Below are 15,527 nucleotides of genomic sequence, written 5' to 3'. Positions count from 1 at the left end.
CTATAAGCCGAGTCGTAACATATATATGTAGAAAGATTATTCTTAATATGTTGATTTGGCATTGTTTTTTTATTTTAAAGTGGCTATAGCCCCTTTCCCTTAAAAATCCGGTTTTTGTCATAATCATGATGTATCGTAGTCAAACAGGTTGCTGTTGACGTCGCGAGAACATATAACCAATATGAAATCTATTACACAGAGTCAATAAAAATACATTTTTGATGGAAAAGTGTATTCATCGTAATTAAGCCATAGAGTATCACCACGGGAATTAGCAATTTTAAGTGTTACTCTCTTTTTGGAGAATTGTTCTTTGATTAGCGTTTTTCTTGTTGATGACCATGAATTGGTGCGGGCAGGGATACGGCGCATTCTTGACGACATCAAAGGCCTCAAGGTGGTAGGCGAGGCCGCGTGTGGTGAGGATGCGGCCAAGTGGTGTCGCAACAATAGCGTGGACGTTGTCCTGATGGACATGAACATGCCGGGTATCGGCGGTCTGGAAGCAACACGCAAAATCGTGCGATTTTCTCCTGAAATAAAAGTCATTATGCTGACCATTTATACAGAGAGTCCTCTTCCCACTAAGGTGATGCAAGCTGGCGCGGCAGGCTATCTGAGCAAGGGCGCGACGCCCCAGGAAGTCATCTGCGCCATCCGCTCTGTTCATGCCGGTAAACGTTACATCGCCTCTGACATCGCTCAGCAGATGGCGCTGAGTCAGCTGGCTCCGCAAACAAAAACGCCCCTGGAATGCCTTTCCGATCGCGAATTACAGATTATGCTGATGATCACTAAGGGGCAGAAAGTGGTCGAGATTTCAGATAAACTGAACCTCAGTCCTAAGACGGTGAACAGTTATCGCTATCGAATGTTCAGCAAGCTGAATATCAGCGGGGACGTGGAGTTGACCCACCTTGCCATCCGGCACGGTCTTTTTAATGCGGAGACGTTGACCAGTAGTGAGTGAAAGCTTTGATGCCCCGGCGTTTTTGAAAACGGTAACCAGCCAACCTGGGGTTTACCGTATGTATGATGCTGACAATACGGTTATCTACGTGGGTAAGGCAAAGGACCTGAAAAAGCGTCTTTCCAGTTACTTCCGTCGCAACGTAGGTAGCCGCAAGACGGAGGCGCTCGTCAAATGCATTCACCAGATCGATGTGACGATCACGCATACCGAAACGGAAGCCTTACTGCTTGAACATACCTACATCAAGCGCTATCAACCCCGCTACAACGTGTTGCTGCGCGATGATAAATCTTATCCGCTTATCTTTCTGAGTTCAGACAAGCATCCCCGGATATCCATCCATCGCGGCGCGAAGCATGCGAAAGGCGAGTATTTTGGGCCTTTTCCCAACGGGAATGCAGTACGCGAAACCTTGATGCTTCTGCAAAAACTGTTTCCTATTCGTCAGTGTGAAGATAGCGTTTATCGCAATCGCTCCCGTCCGTGTCTGCAATATCAGATTGGTCGTTGTCTCGGGCCTTGCGTTTCAGGGCTGATCAGCGATGAAGAATATCGTCAGCAGGTAGAATACGTTCGACTTTTTTTGCTGGGTAAAGACCAGCAGGTGTTGACGCGTCTGATAGGCCAGATGGAAGCCGCAAGCCAGACGCTAAATTTTGAAGAGGCGGCGCGGATACGCGACCAGATTCAGTCTGTGCGCCGGGTAACGGAAAAACAGTTCGTTTCCGGTGCGGGCGATGGTGAAGACCTGGACGTTATCGGCGTTGCCTTCGATGCGGGGCTAGCCTGCGTGCATGTTTTGTTCGTTCGCCAGGGCAAGGTGCTTGGCAGCCGCAGTTACTTCCCCAAAATTCCGGGAGGCACTGAGCTGGCTGAGGTCGTCCAAACCTTTGTGGGGCAATTTTACCTCCAGGGCAGTATTTCCCGGACGCTGCCTACAGAAATCCTGTTGGATTTCTCGCTGCCTGAACAAAAGCTCTTGACGGATTCATTGACCGACATTGCCGGGCGTAAAGTGCAAATACAAAGCCGTCCGCGTGGCGACCGCGCTCGTTATCTCAAGTTGGCGCGAACTAATGCCAACACCGCACTGGTCAGCAAGCTCTCTCAGCAATCGACCATCCATCAACGGTTGACTGCTTTAGCCAGCGTACTGCAACTGCCTGCGATCAAAAGAATGGAATGTTTCGATATCAGTCACACGATGGGAGAGCAAACGGTCGCTTCCTGCGTGGTCTTCGACGCCAATGGACCGCTCCGTTCTGAGTATCGACGCTATAATATTACCGGGATCACGCCAGGTGATGATTACGCAGCGATGACGCAGGTATTGAAACGGCGTTATGGCAAGGCGCTGGATGACAGTAAAATTCCGGACGTCATCGTCATCGACGGTGGGAAAGGGCAGTTAGGTCAGGCGAAAGCCGTTTTCGATCAATTACAGGTTCCCTGGGATAAGACGAAGCCGCTGCTTCTCGGTGTTGCGAAAGGAAGCGATCGAAAAGCCGGGTTGGAAACGCTGTTTCTGGAGGCTAGGGGAGAGGGCATTGCTTTACCGCCGGACTCGCCTGCACTGCATGTTATCCAACATATCCGTGATGATTCCCACAACCACGCTATCTCCGGCCATCGTAAGAAGAGAGCTAAGGTCAAAAATACCAGTAGTCTGGAATTGATCGAGGGCGTAGGGCCGAAGCGTCGTCAAACGTTGCTTAAGTACATGGGCGGGCTGCAACCGCTTCAGAATGCCAGCATCGAAGAAATTGCTAATGTGCCGGGCATTTCTTCCGCTTTGGCAGAAAAAATTTACTATGCATTGAAACACTAGGGACAATGTAGCAACATACTCACAATACCCACTCCGGCCAGACAGTTATCAAAAGAACTATGCAATTTAATATACCTACATGGCTTACCCTGTTTCGCGTTGCATTAATTCCTTTCTTTGTGCTGGCGTTTTATCTTCCTTTCGCCTGGGCACCTCTGGCATGCGCGGTTATTTTTGTTGGGGCGGCCGTCACTGACTGGTTTGATGGATTCCTGGCCCGGCGTTGGAAACAGACGACACGCTTCGGGGCTTTTCTTGATCCGGTGGCGGATAAAGTGATGGTGGCCGTGGCCTTGGTTTTAGTCGCCGAACATTACCACTCCTGGTGGATTACACTACCTGCCGCGACGATGATTGCGCGTGAAATCATCATTTCCGCCCTGCGCGAGTGGATGGCGGAAATTGGAAAGCGAAGCAGTGTGGCCGTTTCCTGGATCGGTAAAGTAAAAACCACGGCCCAAATGTTGGCGCTGTTCGCGCTGCTGTGGCGTCCCGAACCCCTGGCCGAAGGCATTGGCATTGCGGCGTTGTACGTGGCTGCGGTGTTAACGTTTTGGTCGATGTTCCAATATTTGAACGCGTCACGGCACGATTTGTTCGAACATTAATCGAGCTGGCGTAAAAAACAGCGGGCGAGTCATCCTGGCCGATAATTTCATTGACTCATCGCGTTAGGTCAGTAGAATGCAACGCATCGACGGCAAGCATGGCTTGTTAGTCACGTCAGCCGACGATGTCAGTCGGTTATGCGGGAATAGCTCAGTTGGTAGAGCACGACCTTGCCAAGGTCGGGGTCGCGAGTTCGAGTCTCGTTTCCCGCTCCAATTTCTTTTCTATAGACAGCCACCAACGTCTGTAGCTCTCTGATTAAACAGGGCAATCGTCCTGTTAAGCCTCCAGATAAACCCACTGAACACCACCGTCAACCACGCCGAAGTAGTACACAAATCAGTACACGAAAATCGGGTGCGTTATCGATGCGGATTGTTTGCTGAGCTGCTTCCCTGTGCGCGGTACATTTCTCTTCACCCAGCAGGTGGCTGACCCCTAATGTTAACCGATGTCGTAGCCGACACGAACCTCCAGCAAAGCTCTAACATTTAGCGATACCGATGGTTGTCACTGTTCGTGACCGGTGAAGTGCCAAGAAATGGCACTTCCGTTTCTCGTCGTCGGGTAAATGGCAGCGCACATCGCTCGATACTTTCTCCGCACTGACCTGGAACAGGCGCGCCAGCAGCGCGACGAACTATGTGCGCAGTTGGCTGCGGGTAACGATCTTCGTTGCTACCGCCGACAGTCCAGCGCTGCGGCGCAAAATACCATTATTAGAGTGTTTCGCCTATAGCGTGACTTCAAAGCGAGGAGTCTAAACGCGGACGCAAAGTGCGCGGTTGCAAATTAACCACCTCATTGTCTAAAAGGTTCTATTGCCGTTAAATAGTCTGCCGATTTTGACGTTGAGCCGTCGCATATTCTTGACGTCTTGCGCTAAATTCGGCGGTGGATGCCGGCATTTGCTAATAGGCGGGAGTGGATAGAGGGAACGATAATGACGCTGATTTTAGCATCGTATTCAGTTACAGGCAGGGTTAATCTATCCAGCCTAACGCTATTTATCCACTTGAAAGATCCAGTAATGCGCGCGCTCTTCGCCGATATATCGCGCATTCGGTATGCATATCGCAGAGGAGAAATACCGCTGCTGGAGTAAGCCTTCAGTGGTTCTTTCAAAGTCATGTTGTTCAAGATAACTCTTACGGGTGCTAACGATTATAAAGCCATCTTTTGCTACGAAACGATGAAGCGTCGATAGCGCGGTAGGTTCCAGATGTCCGAGTGTAAAAACGCCGCAGCATACAATAATGTCATAGGATATGTGATCCAGTGGCGAAGGCGGTATGTGAGACATTTCTTTGCTGAGATCGATATCGGTCCAAATATTTTTGTAACTTTTCGTTTGAGCAGCGATTTTTCCCATCTCTTCAGACAGGTCAAGACCATCTATATTTTTGAATCCACTGTTGACAAGCGCGGTGCCGACCAGCCCTGTCCCACAACCGGCATCCAGTATTCGTGTTTGTTCTGGACTTTTTTCGAGAAAAGATAAACAGGTCATATAGGTAATACTTGCCATCACTCCCGGCCCACTGTAGTGCTCGTTTTTTACGTCCTTTTCGTATCGTATGGCCCACCTTTTATAATAATCCTTGAGTTTACCGGAATTCCCGTTGAGTAAATGGGATGAATGAATGGATGCGTGGGGATTATTCATTTTTAGCTCCTCATTGTTAGTGAGTCCAATTCGGAAATAGGCTGTTAATCAACGCAGTCTAATATTTCCTTTAGAACCAACTTCTGAAAGAAATAAATGTTTTTTTCATGCTCTGGTATGAAACGTGCCCCAGAAAAAGCTTCAGAACGGTTTCCCGCGTGGATCAGAGAAACAACTTCAAAGTCTTCATCATTGACTTCTTTCCATCTTTTCAACGTGGCTTCTCGATCTTTTGCGAACCGGCTATGCGTCGCATCATCACCGATGAAATAAAATTTCAGACGTTCAAGGGTTCTCTGTGCGGAAAGCGGTGTCACCGTCCAGATGAAAACATGGTCTGGCATGCGGCCGACGAGCGTGTTAGGGAATATCGCAACATATTCAGCCTGAAACTCGAGTTTACCGGAGACTCCCGGCCAACGGGGTAACTCGAATTCAGTCACCTCAGGTTTATAAACCCGACTTCCCTGACCTAAAAATCCTCATCGAAATAAATAGGATATCTGTTTCTAAACTTAGAGTAAGTAGCTAGTCTGGGATGAACCGAGGGAACGTGATAGCACTCTAGAAAGTTTTCAGTAATGAGTTTCCAGTTTGCTGGGAAATCATAAGTCATTTCACCACCGGGATGAAGTTGACTGAAATCAAAATCTTTCCAACGGTGGTTCAGTGGTTCGATGAACTTATCCAGATCGGGGGCATCTGCGGCAAAATTAATAAATATCACATCATTCCAAATGGCTGACCTTACCTCATTCAAATGAAAGGCTGTTTTAATACAGTCTTTATTATTGGGCGCATTGATTAAATTCCCTTTTAAGTCGAACGACCATGAATGATATGGGCAAACAAATTTTTTGATATCTTTTCCTTGCCCTTTAACTAATAAGGTTCCGCGGTGTGGACAAAAATTATGGAACACACGAACTTTATTTCCGTCACGTATTACAAATAAATATTTTCCGAGGATTTCGACAGGCCATACATCGCCAGGATTCGGGACATCACTAGCGAATCCAATCGAAATCCATCGTTTATTAAAGATGGCCTGCTTTTCCAGATTGAAATAATCTTCATCTCTATAGCTTGCGGACGGTAGTCCTATCGCTTTATCACACGTCTTTTCGAGCGATGACCGAGTTTTTCTTAACGAATCCATATGTGGAGTAGACATCTAGGGTTCCTCCTTCTGGTTGACTACAAGTTCCATCGCTGCGTCGCGGGCCTGCTGAATGTTGGCTTCCGAACCGAAGAAATTTCCAAGCGCAACGGCCCCTTCGATCAACAATGCGACGGTCAATGCGGCGTGATCGGGGCGTTGAACTCCCAAAATGGTTAACGAATCCGTGAGTTGCTGGATAAATGCCTGCTTGTGCGCCTTGGCGATGGCTTTTACGCGTTCTGACAAATGTTGGTATTCCGTTAAAGCGCTTTGGAATAAGCAACCGTGACAGCCATTTATGTGCTGCCAGGACAGGAGGGCTCCGAACAGCGCGTCGATATAACCCGTCACGGTGTTCTGTTCCGCTGTCACTCTGTCGATAAAATCCCGGAACTCCTGGTCCCTGAATTCAAGCGCCGCGCATACTACGTCTTCTTTATCCGAAAAATATTTATAAAAAGTGCCTCTCGAAGCGCCGCTACCCTCAAGAATGTCTCCCACGGACACATCAGAAAACCCTCTCTTGTGAAGCAGGTCACTCGCTTTTTGCGCAATTATTGTTTTGTATTGAATCATTCCCGGCTACTCCATCTGGACAAGGTCTTATCGATATGTCCCTTGAATCATTTGTTCAAATATATACATTGTTGTATATTATCGGTCAATTTTAAACCCTCTCGAGGTAGAATGAAACAAGAAAAGTTGATACTTACTGCACTCTCAGGCCTCGCGTTGGTCGGAGTGACGTTTGGCATGGCCCGCTATGGATATGGCCTTTATCTCCCTCAGTTTATTCATCGGTACTCCCTGGATAAAACGACACAGGGGTTAATAGGTAGTGGGTCTTACGCGGGCTATCTGATTGCGACGCTTATCGCGTCATGGGGCTCCGGTCGTTTTGGTCCTCGATCGATGCTTATCGCCAGCGCTTTTTGTGCGGCGCTGGGGACAGCCATCGTCGCGCAAGCCTCTTCGACTTTGATGTTGGCAATCGGCGTCATTGTCTCGGGCGCGAGTCCGGGGATTATTTTTCCTGCTTTGTCCGACTGGGTGACGGCTGTTGCCAACAGCACGGAAAAAAATCGCCTGTTCACAATAATGAATTCCGGCACGGGGGCAGGGATAATTGTTTCGGCCGGGCTTGTTGCTTTTACTTCGGTTTCAATGCAATACGCCTGGTGGTTATTCTCCGCCTGCGCGATTGTATTTGGTGGATTGGCCGCCTGGCTTGCGCCAGCAAAAAGGGTATTCCATCAGACTAAAGCGTCGTCTCTTACCGCTGACGCTTTCCGTCTTCGCGATTTGGTTTTTCCGTCGGCTTTGCCGCTTTATTCCGTTGCTATCGTCGCGGGGTTTGTCACTGCCATTTACTGGACCTTTTCTGTTGAAACGTTGAGTCGTTCTTTGCCGGGAGCCTGGGGAATCAAAGATCCTGCTTTGCTATTTTGGATGGTCACCGGATTCTCTGGATTTCTGGGAGCGCTGACGGGGGATGCGGTTAACAATAAGGGGCTGGGACACGTACTTGTTTTGACCATGGTGGCGATTTCGATTGCGCTCGCTATCCTGGGCTTGTTTCCCAATATAATCCTGCTGGTGCTGGCCTCAGGGATAATTTTTGGCGCAGCGTTTATATTCATTACCGGTCTTCTAGGGGTATGGAGTATGGCCATTTTCCCACATCGTCCCTCAATGGGATTTGGGGTGACGTTTTTACTCTTTACCGCGGGCGCGGCGGCGGGACCTACGGTGAGCGGTATTATTGCGAGCGTTTATGGGCAAGCTTTCGTGTTTAATCTGGCGGCTTTAGTGGCATTGTCCCCTTGTCTGGCCTGCAAAAATGCCACTCGCGCCTTAGGTAACCATGCGATATGACTTACAATTCAGCCAGAGTTTGCTGGCTAAAACCTTTGTTTATTATGATTTCGAGAAAGTTGCATAACCAATCAATATAAGTACCTGTAACCCGACCATCCGAGACACAAAACCAAACGGCCCATAGACATTTTCATATCCTATGGGCTTAAAAATAGATGGGAGACGATAGTCCTCCTGTAGGGGCTACCCATCCATTCATTGGTTTTTTGTTAGTCCGAGGAGGATTGACTGGCAGGCGCCTGCAGCACCTCTTCCGCCACCTCGCGGAGCAGCTGTAGTTATTGGGTCTGGTCTGCCATGGTCAGCGGATTGCCTTCCCAGGTTGAAGCGAATCCGCATGGAGGTGAAAGGCCAATGCGTTCGAGCGGGATAAAACGGGTCGCTTCGCTTATACGCGGCTTGAGCAGCTCTTTAGCCTCCAGAGCCGGGTGTTGGGTCGACACTAATCCAAGAGTGATCCTTTGCCATCGGGAACCTGGGCCAGGGGTCAACGCTGCCCGAAAGAGGGTCATCGTATTCCAGAGAATAAAGGTCAAAGCTCCGCGTGTCCTTGAACAAGGCCTCGGCGATGCTCTCATAGCCGCCCTCGGCATAGCATTGCCCGGCATTATTTCCACGGCGGATGTGCAGGCCGGGAAAATTGGATGGTGCCGTAAGATCAAAACCGCACAGCGCATCAAAAATTCGTTTAGAGTGCCGTGGTCGACTAAATTTTCTCCCATAAATAGCGGCGCTGATTACCAGATCTCACACAACTGATAGTCCAATAAAAACAACATCCAGAGCACAGCGCTACAGCGAAGAAGCGCGAAGGAAATATTAATACGATACGGTGACGGCAGCCGCTATAGCGGAAAAAAAACGACACCAGATTGGCAACATTCACAGTGAATAGGGTGACGAAAATCTGTCAAAATTACGTTGATAAATGATATTTCAGGGAAATAAGCGCTAAAGCCACGGTTGTATTTATTTCGTGCTTGTTTGAAAATAAGATATAAAGCTTCACAAAAACCTCACAATGGATAATCACCTCGCAACTCTTCAGAGTAAATTAAAATAAAGAATAAAAATGGCTAAGTAGTGATCAGGTCAAATAGGTCACAAGGCAGCGAATTATGGACCGTATCACGACACGGATAATTCATGCGCTGGTTCCGACGACGATCTTTACGTCATTAAAGGCGATCACTTCCCGCCGAGCAATATAATCATCATTATCAGGAAAAATAATGCCCTACGGAATAAAGCCGCCATTATAGCGGCCTTGTTGAACAGCGATCAAAATCAGAGTGTTGGACAGGATGTACGCGGGCGACGCGGTAAGTGACGGGGCGTGTGGAGCAGCAGCATGTTGTGCCGTCGGTGTGTACCAAGCCTGACAGCGTGAAGTTGAAACGCCATTTACAGACATTGCAGGCTATTACAGTTAACGCGAGGGTCGAATAATGCTGTGATGTTGAAAGCTGAATAGTTATCGCCCGAATGATATTTGCAACTGACTAATTGCCTCCTATTTATCCAACACAATTCGATAACGACATTATCTCCATTTACCAAACATCTTATTATCTTTTTTGTTTTTATTTATTTTAAAGTCAGGCCCTGTTTCTAGGGTTATTTTGACATGCTTCAATGTTGGGATGGGTATTAATAGATAGTCATTGTTTAGAAATGACATGAATTATTATAATGAAATCTGAGGACGATATTTTTTAAAAGGCATTTCTGATGCTATTAGAATAATATCTTTTATATTCATTAGCAGGAAAAATATAAAATATGTTCAAAAAATTATTTCAACCCGAAAAGATTAATCAGTGCGTGATTCCTAACCGGCTGGTTGTCCCCGCGATGGTCACCAACTTGTGTCATAGCGATGGTACAGCGTCAGACCGTTATATCGCCTATCACGAAGAAAAAGCAAAGGGCGGCTGGGGGCTGATCATCACCGAGAACTACGCCATCAACGAAAATGCGATGGGCTGTAAATACATTGGTGGATTATGGCGCGATGAGCAAATCGCCAGCCATCGTAAACTCACCGACACCATCCATCAATACGATAGCAAAATCTTCTGCCAGATTTACCACGCAGGCCGCCAGACGTCAGAGCATGTGAACGGCGGTGTGCAGCCGGTGGCGCCTTCCGCAATCCCGTGTCCTGCGTTAAAGGAAATGCCCCGGGAACTGGGTATCGATGAAATTCAGCAGTTGGTATCGGAATTCGCCGACTGCGCGCGCCGGGTAAAAGAGGCGGGGTTCGACGGTGTTGAAATCCATGCCGGCCACGGTTATTTGATCGCCGAATTTTTATCGCCTTACGCCAATAAACGTACCGACAAATACGGCGGTAATCTCGATGGTCGTATTCTGTTCTTGAAACAGATTTATCAGGCGGTGCGTAAAGAAGTCGGGATGGACTATCCGGTCACCATCCGACTTTCCGCTGACGAAGGTTTCCTCGGCGGACGCGATATTTCTGAAACGCGCGTGCTGGCGCAGATCTTCGAAGAGTGGGGCGTGGATGCTCTGCATATGACCATGGGCGTGTATGGCGATCACAACAAGGCTTGTACCGTGCCGCCGATGTATGTGGGCCATGCCTGGGCCGTCTCTTTCTCCGAAGAACTAAAGAAAACGGTGAATATGCCCATCATCACCGTGAATCGCATTAACGATCCGCGTATGGCGGACAACGTTCTGGCGTTGGGCAAAGCTGACTTCATCGCGATGGGACGTGGTTCGCTGGCCGATCCGCATCTGCCCAACAAAGCGAAAGCGGGCGATGTGGCGTCTATTCGTTATTGCATCGGCTGCATGCAGGGCTGTCTCGCCAGTCTGCCGCTGGGCGTGCCGTTCACCTGTCTGGTCAACCCATCTCTGGCGCGTGAAAACAGTTTGGATTACAGCAAAGTCGACAGCCCTAAACGCGTCTTCATCGCGGGCGCTGGTCCGGCGGGGCTGGAAGCGGCACGCGTGGCGGCGACGCGCGGCCACAAAGTCACGCTATTTGAAAAAACCGGCTATCTTGGCGGTCAGTTCCGCTCTGCGGCTTTCCCGCCGGGTAAAGGCGAACTGGCGACCTACACCGCCTGGCTGGGCCGGGAACTGGAAAAACTGGGCGTGGAGATCAAACTGAATACGCCGCTGACCAAAGCGTTCGTCGCGGAAGCGCGTCCAGATTCCGTCATCGTCGCGACCGGCGGTAAACCAGCTGTTCCGCCGATCAAAGGCATCAACCAGCCGCACGTGGTGCTGGCTGAGGATGTCCTGCTGGGTAACGTGGTCACCGGCCAGCGTGTCGTTATCGCGGGCGGTGGTGAAGTAGGGGGCGAAACCGCCGCACATCTGGCCATGCAACAGAAAGAGGTGACTGTTGTTGAAATGCGCGACCGTCTGTTGCAGGAGCTGGATGGCGTCAGCAAGTTGCATCTGATGTCCGTGCTGGAAGAGTATGACGTGAAGCAGTATCCCAACACCAAATTATGTGAAATCGGCGAACATCAGGTGATCCTTGAAAATGCGCAAGGACGGCTGGAGTTAGAAGCGGATACGGTCGTTATCGCTCTGGGATACGCGCCGGTGAAAGAGCTGGCTGAAGAGCTGCAAGGGGTCGTGAAAGATCCGATTGTCATCGGCGGCGCCGTCAAAACCAGCAATGCGCTGGTGGCCGCGCGTGAAGGTTTCGACGCGGGAATGTGCCTGGTCTAACCGAACCACAGCGCCGATTAACTTCGGCGTGTAACACTCGTGACACGGGCTTTTCATGCTAAATGGAAGGCCCGTATTTTATCTGTCGCCGTGAGTTCCTCTTCGTTCCATTTCTTTCTTGGCTCTCTTTTTTGATCGTTCGTGAGAACGGCATGATGTCGTGATACCTGGAATGGCCTTGCCGAACAAAGCAGATGCTTGAGAAGAGGTTGAGGCGAAGGGCGTGGAGGGGAGAGAAATAACGGACAGGCGAGAGGCCTATCCGTTATAAGATCTGATGCGTTAGAACGCGATATTCAACACCAACGCATTAGTTGCGGATAACGCGCGGGTTCTGACTTTAATCCAGAGACTACCGCGCGGGTCGACATAGGCCGCTTCTCCATTATGTTTGAAGAGGGCATCCGTCGAATCAACGCGCGCGCTGAGGGGGGAGGAACCCACGGTTAAGCGCTGTGGCGCAGGCTTGTCTGTGCGAACACGAAGATAGACGAAAGCATGCAGTGGATAGTCATACTTACGCGGCGTCAGGCTCACTTCCAGCGAACCTTTTACGCGACGTTGGCGAACATCGATCACCGAGAACTGCCCTTGCCGTTCTGCCGAACGGGTTACCCCGCCATCGTCCCAGTAGAGCTGATGGTGACCTTCGCCGGACTCCCCAAGCGGATATAGCGCCAATACCAGCGGCTGCTCGAACTTATCCATTACCTGAATATTCTTGAACGGCGCCTGCAGATCGGACTGCGTATGTCGCTCAGGGATAATTGCCCCTTCGCGAATAAACAGCGGCAGGCTGGTGATATCGGCACTGACGGAAAGGCGCTGTCCCCCCTTGATGGGATTCGCGATATCTACCGTGTCTTCGATGACATGGTAACGGTACCAGTTCAGCGTCTGTCCTTTGATCGCGTTAGGGAAGTAGACTTCTTTTTCAGCCATGTAGGCCGCTTCGCTGCCGGCAGTACTGCGCGTCATGATTGGCGCATAGAGCACAGAACCGTCGATAAAGCACTGCGTCGCCAGTACGTCTTTATTGCGCTTATCGAAAATCTGGTCGTCGCCCTGCCATAAACACATCGCCTGTAAAATCGGAATACCCGTTTGAGTATTTTGAAACATCGCGTCATACAGCAGATGATGCCAGCGCACGCGGAAGCAGACAAAGGCCGACATGATATCGGCGAATGTGCGATTGCCGCTGACCGGCGCTTTTTCGTTAAAGCGATAAATCTCCTGATAGGGTTTCATCGCATCGTAGTGGTTGCGCATCCACGGCAGCAGGCACGCGGCCTGAGTCCAGCGGGTCATCAGCTCGTGTTCGCAGATGTCGCCGATGTCGATGTCGTCTGGCCCCAGCACTAAACGGTCATAGACCATAGGGTTATGATTGCGACAGTGTTGATCGCCGTAGAATACGCTGGTGGGATCCTCCGGCGCCTCGCCCGGCGCAAAGCCCCCAACGTCCGAACCGCAAATCGGCAGGCCGGACATCCCCAGATTGAGAACCATGGGCAGCGTCGCCTGCAGGTGATGCCAGGTCGAGGCGTTATCGCCCACCCAGTGACCCGCGTAATGTTGCAAACCGGGATAGCCGCTGCGGCAGATGATATAGCTGCGTTTGTAACCTTTAAGCAAATCTTCATGCGCGCTGAGTCCATGCTCGTAGCTGGATTTCGCCAGCATATAAGCATGGAAATTGCGGAGTTCGACATAAGGCGTTTTACGACCGTCCCCGAAGCGGGGATCGGTCAAATGGAGTTGACCGTGGTAGCTGCGCCAGTTGAAGGTGTTGGTTCTCCTTCTGTCGTCGCTGGGCGGCTCGCCGGTAAGAGACCAACCGAATTGGTTACGCGGCGCCTCCGTATCCGCGAAATTTTTACCGTCTTCGACGTGAGGCATGGAGTCCGGTGCGGGCATGTCCTGCCAGATGAATCCCAGCCCGTTTTTCAGCAGATAAGTGTACTGCTCGCCCCAAAAGCGCGCCGCATCCGGATTGCCGTAGTCGGTGACCACCGCGCCAATCATGTCGCGCTCGGCGGTTTGCGCGTTGATGCCGTAATCCAGCACCAGCAGGTTTTGATCAGGGTAGTTAGTCTCCCCAATGCGAGTGAACGTCAGGCCCGGATAGTCGCTCTCATGCTTCGGACCACGGAATTTGGGGATGTTGGACTCGCCTTCATTGGCGACGCAATAGCCTTTTTCGATCAGCCCCTGAGCGGTGGCATACTGCTTCTTCGATTTATCCGCAGGGTCATAGGCGACCTTGTCCGCGCGGATAAACGGCGTGATGTTGGTTTGGCACTGCAGATTGAACTTGGCCGCCCAATCGAATACCGAGATCCCTTCGTCCACCTTACCTTTCGTCCAGAAGCTGTCTTTGATGGTAAAGACTTTTTTGTCTTCCTGTATGTCGATGTCGATCCCTAGACCTTCGATCGGAATACCCGCTTTTTGGTGTCCCTTAACGATATCCTCAACGTAGACCTTGATCGGATCGTTGACATCATCGGGGCGCAGCAGGCCGGGGCTGCCGTATTTGGCCTGGAAATAACCAAAGATGTATTTGGGCGGCATCACCGCGCGATCGTTTAACGTGATCTCTTGCTTGCTCGGCGCATCTAGATTGCCTTTGCCCATCAGGAATGTGAAGGCGTCCATGACGCCTGAACCTTGCTCAGCGAACATATAGTGGCAGTCGAATTCGCCGTGTTGGACCCCGGCCTCAACGGCATTTGCATCGCGAGAGGGGTGTTTCAGGGAGAAATAACTCTGGCCGGTGTTATCGAGGAACACACCGAGAAACTGCTGCTGCCCCTCCACGACGGCGCGTTCGATATAAAAAGGGGCGTTCAGGTATAGCGGAATGTTGGCATTGGCCTTGAACGCATCCTTGTAGTCTGCTTTGATGGGGAAAACTTCCGGTTGGTTGTACCACAGGTTGTCATAGTTGTAGCAGGTCACCTGTGAGCCGGTGTGATCCAACAGGGAATAGCCGCTGTAGCTGTAGCACTGTTCGATAGCATGCCCAACGGTCGCATTACTTTTTCCGGTCAGGTTGTAGTTCACGATTTCGCCAAGACCGAAGTAGTGCGTCGCCGACTCGGCTTTACGCTTCATATTCGCCACGGTGCCGACGCCGGGTTTGGCGTGGCATAGCGGGCCGGACGAGATATCCGTGACCGCGCCGTCTGACAGCCGCTTGATTTGGATCGACAGTAAATCGTCTTTGTCTCGTAAAAACTGAATCTGAATAGACCGCAACTGGATGCTGACGCCATCCCGATTCCAGCGCAGGAGGGGACGAAAGCCAGCCGCCTGTTCATATCGACGTATTTGCTCAAGACGTTCTACTACGATTGGCCCATAGACCTTGTCCGGGTAGTCGTCAATGCTGGCGGCGGCAGGTGCAAACCGAACCCGGAAGGCATTTTTTTCACAGGACGTAACCTGCAGTACGAGATAAACGTCACGCTCGGCGGTAGTCGAGTCGGACTTCGGTTTGGCTTTGGCATTAATATATATCGTCCAGTCCGTGTCAAACCCGTTGGGGGAATGCGGCTTGCCATCCCAGTAAACTGAATAAAGCTCAATGTCGTCGCCGACGGACCAATCGTCCACAGGGACATAGTCATAAGTGTTATAAGCACGCCACGACGCGGGAAGTTGTCTATTTTTCATCATTACGCTGTCCTTG

At 50.4% G+C, this 15,527-nt stretch carries 11 protein-coding genes and 1 tRNA gene; 6 read left to right on the top strand and 6 right to left on the bottom strand.

Annotated features, from left to right (window positions below):
- Positions 1-313 precede the first annotated feature (313 nt).
- The 4 genes from uvrY (at position 314) to BLU64_RS00335 (ending at position 3,625) form a co-directional block, all read left to right on the top strand.
- Positions 314-970, top strand: coding sequence for a UvrY/SirA/GacA family response regulator transcription factor (gene uvrY, locus BLU64_RS00350; RefSeq protein WP_026741054.1), 657 nt, complete (start codon positions 314-316; stop codon positions 968-970).
- A complete protein-coding gene (uvrC, locus tag BLU64_RS00345; RefSeq protein ID WP_026743042.1) occupies positions 963-2,801 on the top strand; it encodes an excinuclease ABC subunit UvrC in 1,839 nt (612 codons plus the stop codon). The genes uvrY and uvrC overlap by 8 nt, the downstream gene beginning before the upstream one ends.
- A 59-nt stretch (positions 2,802-2,860) precedes the next feature.
- On the top strand, positions 2,861-3,409 hold the full coding sequence (pgsA, locus tag BLU64_RS00340) for a CDP-diacylglycerol--glycerol-3-phosphate 3-phosphatidyltransferase (RefSeq protein WP_026741056.1): 549 nt from the start codon (positions 2,861-2,863) through the stop codon (positions 3,407-3,409).
- Positions 3,410-3,549: 140 nt separating this feature from the next.
- Positions 3,550-3,625, top strand: a tRNA-Gly gene (locus BLU64_RS00335).
- 788 nt (positions 3,626-4,413) lie between these two features.
- Here the strand turns inward: BLU64_RS00335 and BLU64_RS00330 are convergent.
- The 4 genes from BLU64_RS00330 to BLU64_RS00315 are packed head-to-tail and all read right to left on the bottom strand — an operon-like array spanning position 4,414 to position 6,814.
- Complete coding sequence (locus tag BLU64_RS00330) at positions 4,414-5,076, bottom strand: class I SAM-dependent DNA methyltransferase (protein ID WP_026743041.1); 663 nt, start codon at positions 5,074-5,076, stop codon at positions 4,414-4,416.
- Between the two features lie 44 nt (positions 5,077-5,120).
- On the bottom strand, positions 5,121-5,519 hold the full coding sequence (locus BLU64_RS17750) for an RHO alpha subunit C-terminal catalytic domain-containing protein (RefSeq protein ID WP_051625533.1): 399 nt from the start codon (positions 5,517-5,519) through the stop codon (positions 5,121-5,123).
- Between the two features lie 29 nt (positions 5,520-5,548).
- Complete coding sequence (locus BLU64_RS17745) at positions 5,549-6,250, bottom strand: aromatic ring-hydroxylating oxygenase subunit alpha (protein ID WP_051625532.1); 702 nt, start codon at positions 6,248-6,250, stop codon at positions 5,549-5,551.
- On the bottom strand, positions 6,251-6,814 hold the full coding sequence (locus tag BLU64_RS00315; protein ID WP_026743040.1) for a TetR/AcrR family transcriptional regulator: 564 nt from the start codon (positions 6,812-6,814) through the stop codon (positions 6,251-6,253).
- A 111-nt stretch (positions 6,815-6,925) separates the two neighbouring features.
- On the opposite strand from BLU64_RS00315, the gene BLU64_RS00310 reads away from it, so the two are divergent.
- On the top strand, positions 6,926-8,113 hold the full coding sequence (locus tag BLU64_RS00310) for a YbfB/YjiJ family MFS transporter (RefSeq protein ID WP_026743039.1): 1,188 nt from the start codon (positions 6,926-6,928) through the stop codon (positions 8,111-8,113).
- A gap of 281 nt (positions 8,114-8,394) precedes the next feature.
- On the opposite strand, the gene BLU64_RS17345 is transcribed toward BLU64_RS00310, so the two are convergent.
- Positions 8,395-8,559 carry a hypothetical protein gene (locus tag BLU64_RS17345; protein WP_157755376.1) on the bottom strand — a complete coding sequence of 55 codons (165 nt, stop codon included), beginning with the start codon at positions 8,557-8,559 and terminating at the stop codon, positions 8,395-8,397.
- Positions 8,560-9,898: 1,339 nt separating this feature from the next.
- On the opposite strand from BLU64_RS17345, the gene BLU64_RS00300 reads away from it, so the two are divergent.
- Positions 9,899-11,830: an oxidoreductase gene (locus BLU64_RS00300; RefSeq protein ID WP_074727628.1), complete on the top strand. Its 1,932-nt coding sequence runs from the start codon at positions 9,899-9,901 to the stop codon at positions 11,828-11,830.
- Positions 11,831-12,112: 282 nt separating this feature from the next.
- Here the strand turns inward: BLU64_RS00300 and BLU64_RS00295 are convergent, their stop codons facing one another.
- Positions 12,113-15,514: a TIM-barrel domain-containing protein gene (locus BLU64_RS00295; protein WP_026743036.1), complete on the bottom strand. Its 3,402-nt coding sequence runs from the start codon at positions 15,512-15,514 to the stop codon at positions 12,113-12,115.
- Positions 15,515-15,527: the final 13 nt, after the last annotated feature.

The organism is Lonsdalea quercina, assembly GCF_900107885.1.
Classification (GTDB): Bacteria; Pseudomonadota; Gammaproteobacteria; order Enterobacterales; family Enterobacteriaceae; genus Lonsdalea; species Lonsdalea quercina.
This window is presented reverse-complemented; position numbering and strand designations above follow the sequence as displayed.

What these genes read in the sequence shown, in the direction of transcription:
- BLU64_RS00310 (WP_026743039.1), top strand. Translation starts at nt 6,926, where the DNA reads ATGAAACAAGAAAAGTTGATACTTACTGCACTCTCAGGCCTCGCGTTG.
- BLU64_RS00295 (WP_026743036.1), bottom strand. Translation starts at nt 15,514, where the DNA reads ATGATGAAAAATAGACAACTTCCCGCGTCGTGGCGTGCTTATAACACT.
- pgsA (WP_026741056.1), top strand. Translation starts at nt 2,861, where the DNA reads ATGCAATTTAATATACCTACATGGCTTACCCTGTTTCGCGTTGCATTA.
- BLU64_RS00315 (WP_026743040.1), bottom strand. Translation starts at nt 6,814, where the DNA reads ATGATTCAATACAAAACAATAATTGCGCAAAAAGCGAGTGACCTGCTT.
- BLU64_RS17745 (WP_051625532.1), bottom strand. Translation starts at nt 6,250, where the DNA reads ATGTCTACTCCACATATGGATTCGTTAAGAAAAACTCGGTCATCGCTC.
- BLU64_RS00330 (WP_026743041.1), bottom strand. Translation starts at nt 5,076, where the DNA reads ATGAATAATCCCCACGCATCCATTCATTCATCCCATTTACTCAACGGG.
- BLU64_RS00300 (WP_074727628.1), top strand. Translation starts at nt 9,899, where the DNA reads ATGTTCAAAAAATTATTTCAACCCGAAAAGATTAATCAGTGCGTGATT.